This window comes from Pleomorphomonas sp. PLEO, assembly GCF_041320595.1.
Classification (GTDB): Bacteria; Pseudomonadota; Alphaproteobacteria; order Rhizobiales; family Pleomorphomonadaceae; genus Pleomorphomonas.
This window is the reverse complement of the sequence record NZ_CP166625.1, coordinates 1,413,772-1,430,532: the sequence shown is the minus strand read 5'-3', so window position 1 is coordinate 1,430,532 and position 16,761 is coordinate 1,413,772. Positions and strand designations below refer to the sequence as shown.

The following is a 16,761-nucleotide window of genomic DNA, read 5'->3' as shown; positions in this document are numbered from 1 at the left end:
GTGAGGCAGGCTTAGGCGGTCAAAGGCTGGCACCGCGATTGTCTCGCCTCAGGATGAGGGCGACGACAACGCAGAGCATGGACATGGCGACGATCAGCACCGACACGGCGTTGATCTCCGGCGAGACGTTTCGCTTGATGGCGCTGAACAGGTAGATCGGCAGCGTCGTCGCACCGACGCCGGAGGTGAAGAAGGCGATCACCAGGTCATCAAAGGAGATGACCAGCGACAACAGGAAACCACCGGCGATCGATGGGGCGAGCAGCGGCAGCGTCACCCGGCGGAAGGTCGCCAAGGGACGAGCGCCGAGATCGGCGGACGCTTCGTCAAGGCTGCGATCCATGCCGGCAAGGCGAGCGCCCACCACCACCGTAACGTAGGAGGTGAGGAACAGCGTGTGGGCGGCGATCACCGAGCCGCGCCCAAGCGGCAGGCCGACCGACGACAGGAACACCAAAAGCGCGATGCCCAGCACGATGTCGGGGATGATGATCGGCAGCATGACCAGGCCGCGATAGATCTGCTTGCCCGGGAAGACCGCCCGATCGAGACCGATGGCCGTCAGGGTGCCGATGACGGTGGCAAGCGAACTGGAGGAGAAGCCGACGATCAGGCTGTTGACGACGGCCGGCGCCAGATTGGGATCGGAATAGAGCTGGGCGTTGCCGGCGGCGATCTGGGCATCGTTTGGCGAGACGAGGCCTAGGTTTTGGAACACGCGCACGTACCAGTCGAAGGTGAACCCGGTCCAGGTCATCATCGACACGTCGTTGGCGTTGAAGGAATAGACCACCAGCATGGCGATCGGCAGGTAGAGGAAGACGAAGAACAGCGTGACGTGCAGGGCGAGCAGGCCGCGCCCGTTGCGGCTCCAGCGCGACGAACTCATGAGCGCGCCCCCTTTCCGACAACGCCGCGTTCGCTGCGCACCATGAAGATCAAGGCGGCCAGCACGATCAGGCTGAGGACGGTGGAAACCGCCGCGCCGAACGGCCAATCGCGCGCCGACAGGAAGGCTTGGGCCAGCAAGGTGCCGACTTGGAGTTGCTTGGAGCCGCCGATCAGCGTCGGCGCGATGAAGTTGCCGAAGGCCGGCACGAAGGTCAGCACCAGTCCGGCGGCGATGCCTGGCCAGGTGAGCGGCGCGATCACCCGGCGGAAGGTGGTGAAGCGGGCGGCGCCGAGATCGAACGATGCTTCGATGAGACGCGGGTCGAGCTTCTCGATCGAGGCATAAAGCGGCAGCACCATGAACGGCAGATACTGGTAGACCATGGACAGCACGATGGCGCCGGGCGTGTAGATCAGCGTCAGCGGCTCCTTGATCAGGCCGAGCCCCATCAGAATATTGTTGGCAAGGCCGTCGCTCCTGAGAATCAGCATCCAGGCATAGATGCGCACCAGCGCGTTGACGAAGAACGGCAGCGTGACGAGCAGCAACAGCGCCGACCGGCGGCGGCGCGGCGCCCGGGCGATGAACCAGGCGGCGGGATAGCCGATCAGCAGCGCCAGCAGCGCCGTCGTGCCGGCAATGCCGGCGGTGCGCAGGAAGACGCCGAAATAGATGAAATCCCAGTCGCGCAACTCGTCTTCGTTGGGCAGGCCGAAGATGCGGGCATACGCGTCGAAATCGAGCTGCCAGATGACACCGCCATAGGTGCCGCGCGTCATGATCGAATAGGTCGCCACCAGACCGAGCGGCACCAGGAACAGGCAGATGAGCAACAGGGCGCTCGGCGTCAGCAGGGCAAGGCCGCCCTGCCGCCGGCGCCGCTCCAGACGGCTGATGGGAGGGGCGGCGCTCATTCGGTCACCACCTGCACGTCAGCGGGATCATAGGCGAGACGCACCGTCGACCCCGAGGCGGGAACCTCAATCGAACCGCTGCAGAGAACGGCGACGCCACAGCCGGCGACCTCCACATCAAGGCGGAACTTGTCGCCAAGATAGATGGCGTTGCGCACCAGACCGGACAGCACGTGGCGCGCCTGGCTTGCCTCCGGAAGGATCGTCAACCGCTCCGGCCGCAACACGGCGGTGGCCCGCGTGCCGGCGACCAGCCCCACCTTGCCGGCCCGCATCGTCGCGCCATCGGCGAGGGCGAGAAGAACACCCGACGTATCGACACCGGCGACGGTGCAGTCGATCAGCGCCGCGTCGCCGACGAAACCGGCCACGAACCGGCTCCGCGGCCGCTCATAGATGTCGCGCGGACTGCCGATCTGCTCGACGCGGCCACGATTCATCACCACGACGGTATCGCTCATCGACAACGCTTCCTCCTGGTCGTGGGTGACGCACAGGAAGGCGATCTTGACCTCGTTCTGCAGGCGCTTCAGCTCGACCTGCATCTCCTTGCGCAGGTTGCGGTCGAGCGCCGCCATCGGCTCGTCGAGCAACAGCACTTCCGGCTGCAGCACCAGCGAGCGGGCCAGCGCCACGCGCTGCTGCTGGCCGCCCGACAGCTGGGCGATGCGCCGGTTGCCGAGACCGCCGAGCCGGACCAGCTCCAGCGCCGCCGCGACGCGCGGCCGGATGGTGGCGCGGGCGACGCCCGTCACCTCGAGCCCATAGGCGACGTTCTGCTCGACTGACAGATGCGGAAACAGCGCGTAATGCTGGAAAACGGTGTTCACCGGCCGCTCGAACGGCGGCATGCGCGTGATGTCGACGCCGCCCAGTAGGATGCGGCCCGCGTCGGGATCCTCAAAGCCGGCGATCGCCCTCAGCAGCGTCGTCTTGCCACAACCCGACGGGCCGAGCAAAGTCGTGAACCGACCGGCGGAGATGGAGAGGCTGACCTTATCGAGCGCCGTGACCTCGGCGCCTTCGGCCGACTGGAAGCGTTTGGAAATTCGCTCGATCTCGATGACCGAGGCACCGTCGACGGCCTTCGGGGCTGACGCTCTGAGGGATTGGGTGGCCATCGGCAGGGGGTGCTCCTCGCTTGGCAGCGCATCCGTTGTTGAGTTATTTTTCTAACATCAGTATGCTTAGGTACAAGAATAACATTTAGGCGCTCGGCACCGCGTTTGCCGCACAACTAGGCAGAACACCTTATGACCGACGATTCCAAGCCCCTTCGCACCGAAACTTCGTCCGCCCGCCCGCGCGCTCGGGCGCTCGGTCTGCCGCTGCCTGGCACGCCCGGTCCGCTCAACGCCATCACCGACGTTGCCGGGGTCTCGGTGGGGCTGACGACGCTCATCGACGGCGCCTCCATTCGCACCGGCGTCACCGCCGTGCTGCCGCGCCCGGCCGCCAACCTATTGCATCCGGTCTGGGCCGGCGCCTTCTCGATGAACGGCAACGGCGAGATGACCGGCGTGCACTGGATCAAGGAAGCCGGCTGGTTCACCGGGCCGATCACCATCACCAACACGTTCTCCGTCGGCCTCGCCCATCATGCCACCGTCCGCTGGATGATCGAGCACTTCCCCGACAAGGTGGGCGAGGATATCTGGGTGCTGCCGGTGGCCGCCGAAACCTATGACGGTTATCTCAACGACATCGCCGGTCTGCATGTCACCGAGAGCCACGTGCTCTCCGCCATCGACAGCGCCGCCGGCGGACCGGTCGCCGAGGGCTCGGTCGGCGGCGGCACCGGCATGATCACCTATGAATTCAAGGGCGGCACCGGCACGTCCTCGCGCAAGGTCGAGCTGGCCGGCAAGGGCTATACTCTGGGCGCCCTGGTACAGGCCAACCACGGCCTCCGCCCCTGGCTGACGATCTGCGGCCAGCCGGTCGGCGCGGCGCTGTCGGAAAATCGGGTTCATGAGCGCGAGCGCGGCTCGATCATCGTCGTCATCGCCACCGACGCGCCGCTCATTCCGACCCAGATCGAGCGGCTGGCCCGCCGCGCCGCCATCGGCATCGGCCGGGCCGGCACCCCCTCGGGCAACAGTTCCGGCGACATCTTCCTCGCCTTCTCCACCGCCAACGATCCCGGCCCGCTGCCGGAACCAGCGAGGCTCGGCTTCGAGGCGATCTCCAACGATCTGCTCGACCCGCTGTTCCTAGCAGCGGTCGAAGCCGTCGACGAAGCGATACTCAACGCCATGTGCGCCGCCGAACCGATGAGCGGCAAGAACGGCTACCACGTCGACGCCCTGCCGCTCGATCGGCTCACGGCGCTGATGGGGATCAAGTCCTAGAGATGACGCCAAAAGCTCAGTGGGGGGCGGTGTCGGCAAAGCCGGGACAACGCTCGCCGAAACGCTCGAACCAGCCGGCAAGGCGCGGCCGGCCGGCGCGCCACTCATCGCCAAGCCGGAAGTCGATGAAGCCGAGACCGCAGGCAACGGCGATCTCGCCCACCAGAATATCGGTGTCCGATGGCGGCGCGGCTTCCAGCACATCGAGGGCGCGGGCCATCTTGCCGCTCTGATAGCCGAGCCAGCGGTGCGACCGCAGCGTTTCGTCGCGGAACAGCGTCTCAAGCCGACGGAGCACGCCGGCATCGAGAATGCCATCACCAAGCGCCTGCAGCTTCAGCGCCGCGAAACGCGCCGCCGGCTCGATCGGAATGATCCGATCGCCACCGGCGAGATAATCGAAATATTCGAGGATGACGCGGCTGTCGTAGAGCGTCGAACCGTCGGCGAGCACCAGCGTCGGAACCTTGCCGAGCGGATTCTGCGTCCTGAGGCTGTCGCTATCGTCGAAGGTATCGGCCATCACCACCTCGACCCGATCGGAAAGGCCGGCAACGGCGGCGGCAAGGCGCGGCTTGCGCCCGAACGGAGAGGTCAGGCTGGCGCGCAGGATCATGTCGGACATGACAAAGACTCACAAAACTCAGGGCGCCGGATAGACGTCCTTCCAACTCGTCGCGGTGGCTCCGCAGTCCGTGGCGGCCGACAGATGGTCGAGGCGAAAGGCGGTGTCGGTGAAGGTCCAACTGCCGCGGAAGGCACAGCCGCGGTCGTCGGTACCGGTCGCATCCAGGCGGCGGCTTGCCGGATCGTAGGCGACGCCCGAGAGCACATCGACGCCATACCAGCCGAGCCGATCGGAGAAGCCGGCAAAGACGAGTGGTGACATGCCGCCGATCTCGCCGCTTTCGATGAGATAAAGACGGGAAGCGAGGCCCGACGCATTGCGGAAGCAGGGGATGGCGTAGAGCGTCGCCGTTTCGCTGAGCGGCGCGATCAGCGGCTTGGCGTCGGCGATGTCGGCGGCGTCCGGCGCCTCGCAGGCGGTGGAAGCAAGATGCAGCTCAAGAAGACGCGGCGGCACGCCGGCGGCAGCCAAGTGAGCGGCAACATCAACGTCCGGCGCTTCCGGCAAACCGATGGGCGGCCCGGCCCGGCGATCGCCGGCAATGTGGCCCTGCTGGCGGTCGACCTCGTTGAGAGCGGGCATCAGCCCGTCCAGCGGGAAGCGGTCGGTATGCGCCACGCCGGCAAGGTCGATGAAGGAAAAGCGCAGCACGTGGCCGCGCTGCACTTGCAGCATCAGCCGGTCGAGCGCCGACGGCGACACGATGTAATAGTCGGACGGGTTGACGAAGGGCACATAGTCCGACACTGGCCGGAGCGTGATATCGACACCGTTGTCGACCGACAGCGCGACCGGTCGGTCGCGATCGGCAAGCACACCCAGCGTCGAGATCAACACCGTCCAGCGTGCCCGGGTCTCCGGGGAGCGCGACAGCACGAAGACGCTGGCCTTGTCCGGATTCGCCGCCTGTATGCTGACCGCGCAATGCAGGCTGTCGTCGCAAACGACAGAAAAGGCACCAAACCGCTTCGGTTCGGCCGCCGAGGCATCAATCGCCGTGCTGAGGGCGACCGCCAGCAGCGCTATTCCGAAAGCCAATCGCCGCGACATGTTTCCCCCGATCGCCTCACCTCGCATCGTCCCGCGAGCGGTACCGCCGCTCGGCGTGGAAGGCGCTCCTCCTCTTTAGGTGGGGGACCATGACACAGTTGTCTAGCCACTGAAAGGCGACCCGACCACTGACCCGGCTATAGCCGGAAGGCGTCGCTTTCCCTGGCGATGAGATGGAGTGGGAAAATCTCCTGGATCGGTTTGCCCCCAAACTCGGCTGAAAATCGAGGCATTCCGGACAGCACTGCCTCGGCCAGACGCTCGCCAAGGCGCTTCAGGTCGACACTGAAACAGGTAAGGCCCGGCGACATGTAGCCGGCCATCGGCGTGTCCACCGAACAGCTGGCGATGGCAATATCCCGCCCCGGAACAATGCCGGCTTCGCTGAAGGCGAGAAAGGCGCCGGCCGCCGGACGTGAGTCGGGAAACACGATGGCCGTCGGCCGCTCCGGCGAAGCCAGCACCTGTTCCACAACCTTGTATCCGCCCCGTTCGTCCGCATCGGCTTCGAGAACGAGACTGAACGACAATCCCCGCTGAGCGAGTTCCCGCCGATAGGCCGACTGGAGAAGCTGGTCGAACATCAGCGCCGGCTTGTTCGACACCAGTGCGATTCGGCGATGACCAAACCCGGTCAGCCGATCGAAGATGGCGGCCATGGCCCCGTCGAAGTCGAGATCGAGCCAGGGATGAAGACCGCCCGACCGGCTTTGGCCCCAGGTGGCAAAGGGAATCTTGCGCTTGGTCAGATAGTCGAGACGAGGATCGTTCTCGCGCGTTTCCGCCAGCACGATGGCGTCCGCCTGCCGACGCTCGACGACGCGCCGGACGCGGTCGTTGAGCTCCTGGCCGGGCTCGTTGAGATGGATCATCAGATCGAGTTCGAACCGCCGAAAAACCGACTGCATGCTGCGGCTGATCTCCATGAAGATCATCGCTTCCTGGCTCGACGTCCGGTCGGTGGACAGCACCAGGGCAATCGAGTTGACGGTGCCTTTCCTGAGGCTGCGGCCGGATTGATCGGGCGCATATCCCAACTCGTCGGCAGCTTCCAGCACCCGGCGGCGCGTGTCGGCATTGACCAGCGGATGGTTGTTGAGGGCCCGCGACACGGTGCCGATCGACACATTGAGATAGTCAGCCAGTTCCTTGATGCCCACGATCGTCCCGCCCTTTTGCCCGAAGACTACAAGCCCGAGGCGTTCACCGGAAGCCCTCCGCCGGAACAAGCCCTCTCCGTTCCACCCGACAACCTGATACCAGCATCCGAGCATCACGTCCAAAAACAATTTGACTCGACATTCGATGAATTGTAAATTCGCAATCGTTTACAGCAGCACTGAGCGGAGAGAGTAATCAGTGCTGCGACGCTTTACGCAAGGCTATACATACAAATCGCGTCACGCTTTGCGATGACGCTGCATGTCGCGCTGATTTATCGGCGCGGCAACGGGCTTTTGCATGCCAAGTGGAGGAAAACGACTATGATGAGGAAGCTATTGCTTGGGCTTGTCTTTTCGACAGCCGCCACAAGCGCCGTCATCGCTGCGCCGGTGACGCTGCAAGTGTGGGCGCTCGACGAGCCGGTTCACTTCACCGAAAACATGGCCAAGGAGTTCGAGGCCAAGAACCCCGATATCAAGCTCGACATCAAGCTGGTCAACTTCGCCAACATTCTCAATGACACCATCCGGGCCGTGTCGACCAATACGGCGCCCGACCTGCTGATGCTCGACAATCCGGATGTCGCCTCGGTGGCCTCGCATGACGTGCTGCTCGACCTCAGCGACCGCATCGCCGCCTCGAAGGTGGTCGACGCCAAGAATTTCTACCCCGGCCCGATCAATCAATCGACCTGGAAAGGCAAGATCTACGGCTTCCCGCGCGGTGGCAATACGCTCGGCCTCTATTACAACGCCGATCTGTTCAAGGCGGCCGGCCTCGACCCGACCAAGCCGCCGCAGACCTGGGACGAAATCTCGGCCGCCGCTGCCAAGCTGACCGACGCCAAGAAGCGCCAGTATGGCTTCGGTTTCTCGGCGGTCGCCACCGAGGAATCCACCTTCCAGTTCCTACCCTGGGCGCAATCGGCCGGCGGCGACTTCAACGCCATCAACACCGATGGCTCGGTGCGGGCGCTGCAGTTCTGGCAGAAGCTCGTCGACGACAAGGTCGCCACGCCGGAAGTTCTGGTGCTCAACCAGCCCGATCTCGGCAGCCAGTTCGTCGCCGGCAACATCGGCATGATCGTCACCGGTTGCTGGGAACTGCCGCGCTTTGCCAATGAGGTGAAGTTCGACTGGCGCGTCGCGCTGATGCCGGTCGAAAAAGCCGGCGCGCCGCGCGCCTCGGCCCTTGGCGAACTGGCCTATGCCGTCCCCAAGACCTCGGCCCACCCCGACGAAGCCTTCAAGTTCCTCGAATACATCTATTCGCAGAGCTCCCGCGACTGGAACGAATACGGCTGGCTGCCGCTCGACCAGACCGCCACGCCGAAGGACCCCAAGTGGCCGGAAGCCTACGCCGTGTTCGCCGAGCAGATGAAATACGCCCGTGGTCGTGGTCCCTCGCCAGTCTGGCCGAAGGTCTCCAAGGCCATCCAGGTGGCCATCCAGGACGCCCTGACGCACAAGACCGACGCCAAGGCGGCGCTCGACACCGCCCAGAGCACCATCGACGGCCTTATCAAGTGATCTGAGCGCCACGCATTGGTGCCGGGTTGCCTCTTCGCCGGCAGCCGTTCACGCGCCGATGCCCGTCCGGGGCGATCGCCCCGGACGCCACGATCAGGACGGATACTTTCCGCATTGGACGACGGGATCATGCTTCAATCGGGTTTTGCGAGATATCTGCGCGACGGCAAGGGCTTCGAGGGCACGCTGATCGTCGCCGCCGTGCTCTACCTTCTGGTCTTCGCCGCCTTTCCCCTGCTCTACACCGTGCTCATGTCGTTCCAGGAAGTCGACATGTTCACGCTCGGCACGCTCGTCCGCCCCTTCGCCGGCCTCAAAAACTACACCGACCTGTTCCAGCGGCCGGAGTTCGCGCCGATCGTCTGGAACACCGTGATCTTCGTGACGCTGTCCATTGTCTTCCAATTGGCGATCGGTTTCGCACTCGCCTTGTTCTTCCTGCAGGATTTTCCGGGCTCCACCTACGTGCGCGGCCTGTTTCTGGCCGGCTGGATCCTGCCCGCCCTGGTGGTCGGCGCCGTCTGGCGCTGGATCTTTGCCGGCGACTTCGGAGTCCTCAACTACGCCCTTCAGAGCCTGGGGCTGATCGACGGGCAGATCTACTGGCTGTCGGACCCCGCCTACGCGCTCTACTCGGTGATCATCGCCAACATCTGGCTCGGCATTCCCTTCAACATGATCCTGCTGTCGGTCGGTCTCGCCGGCATCCCCGGCGACGTCTACGAGGCGGCGGAAATGGACGGTGCCAACGTCTTCCAGCGCTTCCTGACGATCACCCTGCCGATGATGGGACCGACGCTCGGCGCCGTCGTGGCGCTCGGCGTCATCTTCACCCTGCAGCAGTTCGACCTCGTCGCAGCGCTCACCCAGGGCGGGCCGGCCAACTCGTCGAACGTGGCGCAATACTGGTCCTGGCAGATGTCGTTCCAGACCTACGAGATCTCCGGCGGTGCCACCGTGGCGACCATGATGATCGCCCTGGTGATCGTCGTCGCCGTCATCTACGTGCGCTCCGTACAGCGCGAACAGTCGTTCTGAGCGGGGCGAAGATGAAAAGATATGTCCTCCTGGCACTCGCCATCCTGTTCGCCGCCATCTATCTCTTTCCCGTCTACTGGATGTATGCGACCGCGCTGAAGACCTCCGGCTCCATCTTCAAATATCCGCCGGAACTCTGGCCCTCCCAGCCGCTGTTCCAGGTATCGCGCGTGTTTGCCGAGCACGACATCGGCCGTTATCTGTGGAACTCGCTGCTGGTCGCCACCGGCATTACCGCCATCACCATGCTGCTCGGCACGGGAGCTGCCTATGCGCTGGCCAACGCCCGTGGCGCCAAGGCCAACGTAGCGCTGTTCCTGGTCATCGTGCTGCAGGTGCTGCCGCCGTCGCTGATGGTGACGCCGCTGTTCGTCGCCTTCAACCACGTCGGCCTGCTCGATTACCCCCGCACGGCCGTGGTGCTGGCCACCGCCGCCAAGACGCTGGCCTTCTACATCGTCCTCTGCCGCGCCACCTTCACCCAGGTGCCGCGCGAATTGAAGGACGCGGCGCTGGTCGACGGCAACTCCCACCTCGGCGCCTTCTTCCTGATCATCCTGCCGCTTGCCCGCAACGGCATCCTGATCACCTCGGTGCTGGTGTTCCTGCAGTCCTTCGGCGAATACGTCTACTCGCGTTCGTTCATCGCAACGCGCGAACTACAGACCGCCACCGTCAATCTCGCCACCTATCTCAGCGCCAATTCGGCCGACTGGGTGGGCCTGATGAACTACGCCGGCATCTATGTCGCGCCCATCCTGATCGTCTTCATCCTCTTGCAGCGGCAGATCGTCACCGGCCTCACCTCCGGCGCGCTGAAATGAACGTGGATCACCCGTCGATGAACCAAATCGAAATCCAACATCTCAACAAGAACTACGGCTCGCTGCAGGTGTTGCACGACATCAGCCTCGACATCCCCATCGGCGCCTTCGTCGCCCTGGTCGGGCCGTCGGGTTGCGGCAAGTCGACGCTGCTGCGCACCATCGCGGGCCTCGAGACCATCACGTCGGGAACCATCAAGGTGGCGGGCGAAGTGGTCAACGACAAGGCGCCGCGCGAACGCGATCTCGCCATGGTCTTCCAGTCCTACGCGCTCTATCCGCATATGACGGTGGAGCAGAACATGTCCTATTCGCTGCGCCTGCGCCGACGGCCCAAGGCGGAGATCGACCAGCGCGTCGGCGAGGCGGCGAAGATTCTTGGGCTGGAAAAGCTCCTGACGCGGCGGCCAAAACAACTCTCCGGCGGACAGCGCCAGCGCGTCGCCATGGGGCGGGCGATCGTCCGCAATCCCAAGGTCTTCCTGTTCGACGAACCGCTGTCCAATCTCGACGCCGCCCTGCGCGTTCAGATGCGCAGCGAGATCCGCAAGCTGCATAAGAACCTCAGCGCGACATCGGTCTACGTCACCCACGACCAGATCGAAGCGATGACCATGGCCGACCTGATCGTCGTGCTGCACGACGGCCGCATCGAGCAGATCGGCAAGCCGCTCGACCTCTACCGCCATCCGGCCAACCGTTTCGTTGCCGGCTTCATCGGCTCGCCGGCCATGAACTTCGTGCCGGCCGAGGTGACCGCCGATGGCAGGGCGATCGCCATCGGCGCGGGCGTGCTCCTCAAAATCGAGCGGGCTCAAGAAACCGGGCGAAAAGTGCTGGCTGGCCTCAGGCCCGAGCATCTCCGGCTCGATGGCAGCGGCGAGCAGCTCGCCGCGACGGTGGAGACCGTCGAGGGAACGGGCTCGATGACCTTCATCGAGGCGACAGTCGGCGGTGCTCTGCTCAGCATCGCCCATGCCGGCACCTACGAGACCGAGGCCGGCGCACCGCTGACACTCGGCATCGCCGGCGACGACATCTACCTGTTCGACCCGGAAACGGGCCGCGCGCTTTAGGGACGCACACGCCCTTGGACTTGAATGACCGGGGCGGTCCGACCGTCTCGACAAAAAGGAAGCCTACGTTGGAAACTCTGTCGATTGAGCGCGATGCGCTGTGCTGGTCCTACAATGGCGCGTGGCTGAGGATCGAAGCCCATGGCAAGGATGGCTTGCGCCTCAGATCATCGATCTACCCGATGCGCGAAACAGCCGAGGGCGCGCTCCTTGCCTCGCGGGACCATACACCGGTTATTAGCCGACTTAGCAATGGCATGCGGATCGAGAATGGCGCCATCGCCGCAGAGGTGGATTTGCAAGGGCGGGTCAAGTTCCTCAACCGGGCGGGCACCGTGCTGCTCGAAGAAAAGTGGCGCCAGCGCGACACGCTGACCAAGTTCTGGACCATCGGCGACCAAGCGGCCGAGACCATCAGTGCGCTCTGTCTGTCCGGGCGCGAGTTCAAGCCGCTACATGGCGACGCCTCGCGCATCACCGTCCGCTTCGAACCGATCGCCGGCGAGCGGCTGTTCGGCATGGGCCAATACCAGCAGCCCAATCTCGATCTTGCCGGCTGCACGCTGGAACTCGCCCAGCGCAACTCGCAGGCCAGCGTGCCCTTCGTCGTCTCCAGTCATGGCTACGGCTTTCTGTGGAACACGCCGGCCGTCGGCGAAGCCTCCTTTGCCAGGAACGGTACGCGCTGGATCTCGGAAGCCGCGCAAGGCATCGACTACTGGGTGACCGCCGGCGATACGCCCGCCGACATCCTGCGCAACTACGCGAGAGCAACCGGCACCGCTCCAATGATGCCGGACTTCGCGCTGGGCCTCTGGCAGAGCAAGCTGCGTTACCGCACGCAGGAGGAACTCCTGTCGGTGGCGCGCGACTACGCGGCGCGCGGCATCCCCCTGTCGGTGATCGTCGCCGACTTCTTCCACTGGCCGGTGCAGGGCGACTGGCGCTTCGACGAGCGCGAATGGCCGGACCCCGCCGCCATGGTGGCCGAGCTCAAGGCGATGGGTACCGAGCTGATGGTCTCCATCTGGCCGACCGTCGACTCCCGATCGGAGAACTACGCCGAGATGGCCGAAAAGGGCTATCTCGTAAACACAAACCGCGGCATTCCCGTCCAGTTCGACTTTCTCGGCAACAGCCGGTTCATCGACCCGACCAATCCGGCCGCCCGCGAGTTCCTGTGGAGCGTCGCCCGCAAGAACTACTACGACAAGGGCGTCCGGGTGTTCTGGCTGGACGAGGCGGAGCCGGAATATGCCGTCTACGATTTCGAGAACTACCGCTACCACACCGGCAACCTCCTGGAGGTCGGCAACGCCTATCCGGCCCATTACGCCCAAGCCATCTATGAGGGCATGAAAGCGGCGGGTGAGACGGAGATCGTCAGCCTCGTCAGATGCGCTTGGGCCGGCAGCCAGCGCTACGGCGCACTGATCTGGTCGGGCGACATCCAGAGTTCCTTCGCCTCGATGCGCAACCAACTGAGCGCCGGGCTCAACATGGGAATGGCCGGCATTCCCTGGTGGACGACCGACATCGGCGGCTTCCATGGCGGCAACGTCAATGACCCCGCCTTCCATGAACTGATGGTGCGCTGGTTCCAGTGGGCGGTGTTCTCGCCGGTGCTGCGCATGCATGGCTACCGCGAGCCGACCACGCCGCCGGCCGTGCCGTTCCGCGATGGCGTCGCCCAGTGCGACACCGGCGCCGGCAACGAACTCTGGAGTTTCGGCGACGACGTCTACGCCATCCTGCGAGGCTATACCGACCTCCGCGAACGGCTTCGCCCCTATGTTCGCGACCTGATGCGGATGGCGCACGAACAGGGCGACCCGCTGATGCGCACGCTGTTCTACGCCTTCCCCGGGGATGCTCGCTGCTGGGAGATCGACGACCAGTACATGTTCGGTGGCGACATCCTCGTCGCCCCCGTCTTGCAGGCCGGTGAGCGAGAACGCAGCGTCTATTTGCCGGCCGGCACCGACTGGGTGGATGCCTGGACAGGACGCGTCCTCGCCGGGGGGCAAACCATCTCCTGCGCGGCACCTTTGACCGAGTTGCCGCTTTTCCTGCGACAGGGCGCGGCTGTCCTCAGTGTCTTCCCCGCCGGAACGCGCCCGTAACAAGGCACCAGCCGCTTGAGGCCCGGGGGCGAGCCCCCCGGGTCTGATCAACGGCTTTTGGCAGGACGCACCGGCACCGTCATGGCGAGGACGCCGGCAAGGACGCAGACCAGCCCGATCGATGCCGTCCAGGAGAGATGTTCACCCAGGAACAGAACGCCGATCGCCACACCGATCGGCACACGCAGATAGGCCTGTGCCGTCGTGCCAACCGAGCCGAGCGTTTGGATGAGCCGAAAATAGATCACGAACGCCAGCGCGGTGGAAAAGACAGACAAGGCGGCGAGCGCCAACAGAGACGCGGCGCTCGGGGCCAATGTCCAGGGATGATCGACAACAAGACTCGTTGGAATGAGGATCACAGCGCCGGAGATCAGTGATCCGGCCGCTGGCATCATGGGATCGAGCCCCTTGAAGGTCTTGCCGAAGATGGCGGCACCCGCATAGCAGATCGTGGCCGCGACGATGGCAAGTTGCGCCCACAGTTCCTCTCCGAGCCCGCCGAGGGCCTGGACACCGACGATCAGACACGTCCCGATCAGGCCCGTTGCGACACCGAACAGCCGGCGGCCGGTCACGGTTTCATGGCGAGTGATCAGCGCCGTCAGCAGAAACACGAAAATCGGGGCCGTCGAATTCAGGATCGTGGCGAGGCCTGCCTCGGTCGTCTGTTCAGCCCAGGCGATGAGGGTGAACGGCACGACGGAGTTGAGACAGGCTTGAAACAGAAAGCGCTTCCAGGTGCTGAGGTCGCCCGGCAGCTTCAGTCCGCGCCACCCAATGATGGCAACGAGGATGGAGCCGGCAATCAGCGTCCTCGCGGCGATCAGCGTGACCGGAGGAATGGTCGTCACGCCGATCTTGATGAGGGTGTAGGACGCACCCCAAAGCGTCGAGAGCACCAGCAGCAGCGCCAGTTCCGTTGCCATGCCTGTCTTCTCGGCCATCATAATCCTGTTTTTGTTCGGGCTCTCTCCCATCTCTAGCGCTTGCCGAGTGCGAGATGCTTCGATGCGGATCGAACCGTTGACTGGCGGGGCGGCCTCCCCTTGCCTCACCTTACCGGCGGCAAAACCACCCGATCGGCGCGACATCCGCGCCGGTCGACCTCCTGACAGGCACGAAAACCAAGGTCGCGCGTCAGGCAGAGGCGCACTTCGCGCAGACGCCGTCCGTCGCAGGTGACGGCGACGCCCTCCGGCTTGAGCCCGGGATTGGCCGCGATGAAGGCCGCCTCCACATCGGCGGGAGACACGGTCACATAGGTGTCGATCCGCTGAAAGGCGGTGGGTATGCGAACCGTCTCGCGCGCCGCGCGGATCGCCTTGAGATAATCGGCCGGCGCAAGACCGGAACAGGCGCCATGCTTCTGCCACTCGTGGCGGGCGAGGCCGCGCGCCGGCATCAGGTCGGAGACAGAGCGGATGTCGGCCTCGCTTGGAGCGAGGCTTGTCGGGCAATCTTGAGGAAAGCCGCGCTCATATTGCGGCCACAGGCCATGCACCAGGAAGCCGTAGCGGCGGCCGCTCTGGCATTGCGCGTCGCCCCGCGCCCCACCTTCCGCCGCGCAATAGCTCGGCGACCAGGTGAGCGACAGGAGATAGAAATCGAAGCGTCCCGGCACGTCGCCGGCCCGCGCGGCGACCGGCCACATCGCAAGGAGGATCAGCAGCAGGCGAACGAGACGGTCGTTCATTTCAGGATCTTGCAGTCGGCGCCGTAGACCCGATAGGGATCGCGGCCGGACAGGCAGAACTCGACGTTCCAGCCGTAGCCGGCGAAGCCCTCGTCCGCCGACACCACGTAGTAGAGCGTCGTCGGCAGGGCGGCGGTAAGTTCGGCACGGGCGGCGCAATAACGCCGGTCGATGACGCTGAAAACCTCGGTCACCAGACGCCGTTCATCGATCCGATCGACGGCGGCGATGGTGACGCCATCCTTCCAGGTATGCGCCTCGGCCCAGGCCTGGCGGCTCGAAAGCGTCGAGAGCACCGAGGCATTGTCGCAGGTGGGAAGCTCTCCGGCCGCGGCCATCACGGTCGAACAGCAGAGCACAAACGAAGCAGCGGCAAGACGCATGATCGGTCCCCTCATCGGCAGTGGCAGCGGAAGTCGGTGAAGGCAGGATAAACGGACCTACCCGCTTGTCGACCTGACTTTTGGACCCGTTCGAAGCGATCACGCCGCAGCTATCTCGCTCAGACCCTGTTCCGATCGGTATCCGCTCGGGCTCAGCCCCATCCGCTTGCGGAACATCTTGGAGAAATGCAGCGGATTGGCGTAGCCCACCCGGATCGCCACCTGCTTCACCGGTGCGTCGGTCATCTTGAGGATGCGGCAGGCGAGCTGCATCCGGAGATCATCGCGCCAAGCCATGATGGAGCAGCCGTAACGATCCTGGAACAGGTGCGACAGGCGAGACACCGAGAGGCGCGCGTGCCCGGCGATGGCCTCGAGCGTGAGCGCCTTGTCGATGTTCTCGGCGATGTAGGCGCAGACACCGGCAAGGCGCGAATCGTAATCGGCCACCGGCTTTTCGTTGTAGCGGCTGCAGATCAGGATGGCGCGTTCCAGAAGATTGAACGACATCTCCAGGGCGAAGGCGTCGGCGTTGATCGACCAGGCGTCGATCTCGGTGAAGATCCGGTCGAGTTCGCGGCGGAAGTCATCGTCCTGCCCGCGCAACAGCGTCGCCTTGGGCACGCCGCCCCGCCAGGATAGCCAGGGCAGCCAGGTCTGGCGCGGTTGGAAATACACCCAGCGATGCCACCAGGAAGGCGAGTCCTCGTGCCGGCGATAGCGGTGTTCCGCCCCTGGCGGGATCAGCAGCACGTCGCCTTCCCGCAGTTCCACCTCGCCCGGCCGGTCGAGCAGCAGGCCACGGCCACGCACGGTGAGCAGCAGCGCCCAACCGTCCAGACCGTTCGGCCGCTCGATGGCAAAATCCAGGAGCCCGTCGCGTTCGACCGGCGTCAGGCCCGACATCAGCCTTTGGCCAAAAGTATATCCGGGTAACAACGGAGCAACCTCGGGATCCTGCTGCCCTTCTGAAAAGGTGTTCATGAATGCAAGGCGATGGATGAGGCGATCGGCCTTGGCATCCGTCGAACCGGCCATCCCAGCAAGATTTGACATACTCATAGCCAATCCGCCCTCTGTCGTCTGCGACTGG

Annotated in this window: 16 protein-coding genes; 6 read left to right on the top strand and 10 right to left on the bottom strand. The window is 64.6% G+C overall.

All coding sequences use genetic code 11. The features are described 5' to 3' along the window. Positions 1-19: 19 nt before the first annotated feature. From AB6N07_RS06365 to AB6N07_RS06355, 3 genes are read right to left on the bottom strand one after another with little or no spacing between them, the layout of a single operon-like run. Positions 20-889, bottom strand: a complete 870-nt coding sequence (locus AB6N07_RS06365; RefSeq protein WP_370676964.1) for an ABC transporter permease — start codon at positions 887-889, stop codon at positions 20-22. Then, the gene (locus AB6N07_RS06360; RefSeq protein WP_370676963.1) at positions 886-1,806 is read right to left on the bottom strand and encodes an ABC transporter permease; all 921 of its coding nucleotides are present in this window, start codon (positions 1,804-1,806) and stop codon (positions 886-888) included. The genes AB6N07_RS06365 and AB6N07_RS06360 overlap by 4 nt, the downstream gene beginning before the upstream one ends. Further along, positions 1,803-2,927 (bottom strand): ABC transporter ATP-binding protein, encoded by a 1,125-nt coding sequence (locus tag AB6N07_RS06355; RefSeq protein ID WP_370676962.1) that lies wholly within the window; start codon positions 2,925-2,927, stop codon positions 1,803-1,805. The genes AB6N07_RS06360 and AB6N07_RS06355 overlap by 4 nt, the downstream gene beginning before the upstream one ends. 132 nt (positions 2,928-3,059) lie before the next feature. On the opposite strand from AB6N07_RS06355, the gene AB6N07_RS06350 reads away from it, so the two are divergent. After that, on the top strand, positions 3,060-4,157 hold the full coding sequence (locus AB6N07_RS06350; protein ID WP_370676961.1) for a P1 family peptidase: 1,098 nt from the start codon (positions 3,060-3,062) through the stop codon (positions 4,155-4,157). A 16-nt stretch (positions 4,158-4,173) separates the two neighbouring features. Here the strand turns inward: AB6N07_RS06350 and AB6N07_RS06345 are convergent, their stop codons facing one another. The 3 genes from AB6N07_RS06345 to AB6N07_RS06335 form a co-directional block, all read right to left on the bottom strand. Beyond that, the gene (locus AB6N07_RS06345) at positions 4,174-4,782 is read right to left on the bottom strand and encodes a glutathione S-transferase family protein (RefSeq protein ID WP_370676960.1); all 609 of its coding nucleotides are present in this window, start codon (positions 4,780-4,782) and stop codon (positions 4,174-4,176) included. Positions 4,783-4,800: 18 nt separating this feature from the next. After that, positions 4,801-5,835: a DUF1176 domain-containing protein gene (locus tag AB6N07_RS06340; protein WP_370676959.1), complete on the bottom strand. Its 1,035-nt coding sequence runs from the start codon at positions 5,833-5,835 to the stop codon at positions 4,801-4,803. A gap of 137 nt (positions 5,836-5,972) precedes the next feature. Then, the gene (locus AB6N07_RS06335; protein WP_370676958.1) at positions 5,973-6,995 is read right to left on the bottom strand and encodes a LacI family DNA-binding transcriptional regulator; all 1,023 of its coding nucleotides are present in this window, start codon (positions 6,993-6,995) and stop codon (positions 5,973-5,975) included. A gap of 324 nt (positions 6,996-7,319) precedes the next feature. On the opposite strand from AB6N07_RS06335, the gene AB6N07_RS06330 reads away from it, so the two are divergent. From AB6N07_RS06330 to AB6N07_RS06310, 5 genes are all read left to right on the top strand, one after another. Continuing rightward, positions 7,320-8,528 carry a sugar ABC transporter substrate-binding protein gene (locus AB6N07_RS06330; RefSeq protein ID WP_370676957.1) on the top strand — a complete coding sequence of 403 codons (1,209 nt, stop codon included), beginning with the start codon at positions 7,320-7,322 and terminating at the stop codon, positions 8,526-8,528. A 129-nt stretch (positions 8,529-8,657) separates the two neighbouring features. Then, on the top strand, positions 8,658-9,566 hold the full coding sequence (locus tag AB6N07_RS06325) for a carbohydrate ABC transporter permease (RefSeq protein WP_370676956.1): 909 nt from the start codon (positions 8,658-8,660) through the stop codon (positions 9,564-9,566). 11 nt (positions 9,567-9,577) lie between these two features. Further along, entirely contained in the window at positions 9,578-10,390 is an 813-nt protein-coding gene (locus tag AB6N07_RS06320; protein WP_370676955.1) for a carbohydrate ABC transporter permease, read from the top strand. 17 nt (positions 10,391-10,407) lie between these two features. Next, positions 10,408-11,466 (top strand): ABC transporter ATP-binding protein, encoded by a 1,059-nt coding sequence (locus AB6N07_RS06315; RefSeq protein WP_370676954.1) that lies wholly within the window; start codon positions 10,408-10,410, stop codon positions 11,464-11,466. Between the two features lie 68 nt (positions 11,467-11,534). Further along, positions 11,535-13,589 carry a TIM-barrel domain-containing protein gene (locus AB6N07_RS06310; RefSeq protein ID WP_370676953.1) on the top strand — a complete coding sequence of 685 codons (2,055 nt, stop codon included), beginning with the start codon at positions 11,535-11,537 and terminating at the stop codon, positions 13,587-13,589. A 47-nt stretch (positions 13,590-13,636) separates the two neighbouring features. Here the strand turns inward: AB6N07_RS06310 and AB6N07_RS06305 are convergent, their stop codons facing one another. The 4 genes from AB6N07_RS06305 to araC all read right to left on the bottom strand — a co-directional run bounded on the left by AB6N07_RS06305 (position 13,637) and on the right by araC (position 16,724). Beyond that, positions 13,637-14,518, bottom strand: a complete 882-nt coding sequence (locus AB6N07_RS06305) for a DMT family transporter (protein WP_370676952.1) — start codon at positions 14,516-14,518, stop codon at positions 13,637-13,639. Positions 14,519-14,643: 125 nt separating this feature from the next. Continuing rightward, complete coding sequence (locus AB6N07_RS06300; protein ID WP_370676951.1) at positions 14,644-15,285, bottom strand: ribonuclease T; 642 nt, start codon at positions 15,283-15,285, stop codon at positions 14,644-14,646. Next, positions 15,282-15,668, bottom strand: coding sequence for a hypothetical protein (locus AB6N07_RS06295; protein WP_370676950.1), 387 nt, complete (start codon positions 15,666-15,668; stop codon positions 15,282-15,284). Before AB6N07_RS06295 ends, AB6N07_RS06300 begins: the two co-directional genes overlap by 4 nt. Positions 15,669-15,767: 99 nt before the next feature. Then, positions 15,768-16,724, bottom strand: a complete 957-nt coding sequence (gene araC, locus AB6N07_RS06290) for an arabinose operon transcriptional regulator AraC (protein ID WP_370676949.1) — start codon at positions 16,722-16,724, stop codon at positions 15,768-15,770. Between the last annotated feature and the right edge of the window lie 37 nt (positions 16,725-16,761).

Coding starts and splice junctions, on each gene's coding strand:
- AB6N07_RS06365 (WP_370676964.1), bottom strand. CDS start 889: ATGAGTTCGTCGCGCTGGAGCCGCAACGGGCGCGGCCTGCTCGCCCTG.
- AB6N07_RS06360 (WP_370676963.1), bottom strand. CDS start 1,806: ATGAGCGCCGCCCCTCCCATCAGCCGTCTGGAGCGGCGCCGGCGGCAG.
- AB6N07_RS06355 (WP_370676962.1), bottom strand. CDS start 2,927: ATGGCCACCCAATCCCTCAGAGCGTCAGCCCCGAAGGCCGTCGACGGT.
- AB6N07_RS06350 (WP_370676961.1), top strand. CDS start 3,060: ATGACCGACGATTCCAAGCCCCTTCGCACCGAAACTTCGTCCGCCCGC.
- AB6N07_RS06345 (WP_370676960.1), bottom strand. CDS start 4,782: ATGTCCGACATGATCCTGCGCGCCAGCCTGACCTCTCCGTTCGGGCGC.
- AB6N07_RS06340 (WP_370676959.1), bottom strand. CDS start 5,835: ATGTCGCGGCGATTGGCTTTCGGAATAGCGCTGCTGGCGGTCGCCCTC.
- AB6N07_RS06330 (WP_370676957.1), top strand. CDS start 7,320: ATGATGAGGAAGCTATTGCTTGGGCTTGTCTTTTCGACAGCCGCCACA.
- AB6N07_RS06325 (WP_370676956.1), top strand. CDS start 8,658: ATGCTTCAATCGGGTTTTGCGAGATATCTGCGCGACGGCAAGGGCTTC.
- AB6N07_RS06320 (WP_370676955.1), top strand. CDS start 9,578: ATGAAAAGATATGTCCTCCTGGCACTCGCCATCCTGTTCGCCGCCATC.
- AB6N07_RS06315 (WP_370676954.1), top strand. CDS start 10,408: ATGAACCAAATCGAAATCCAACATCTCAACAAGAACTACGGCTCGCTG.
- AB6N07_RS06305 (WP_370676952.1), bottom strand. CDS start 14,518: ATGGCAACGGAACTGGCGCTGCTGCTGGTGCTCTCGACGCTTTGGGGT.
- AB6N07_RS06300 (WP_370676951.1), bottom strand. CDS start 15,285: ATGAACGACCGTCTCGTTCGCCTGCTGCTGATCCTCCTTGCGATGTGG.
- AB6N07_RS06295 (WP_370676950.1), bottom strand. CDS start 15,668: ATGCGTCTTGCCGCTGCTTCGTTTGTGCTCTGCTGTTCGACCGTGATG.
- araC (WP_370676949.1), bottom strand. CDS start 16,724: ATGTCAAATCTTGCTGGGATGGCCGGTTCGACGGATGCCAAGGCCGAT.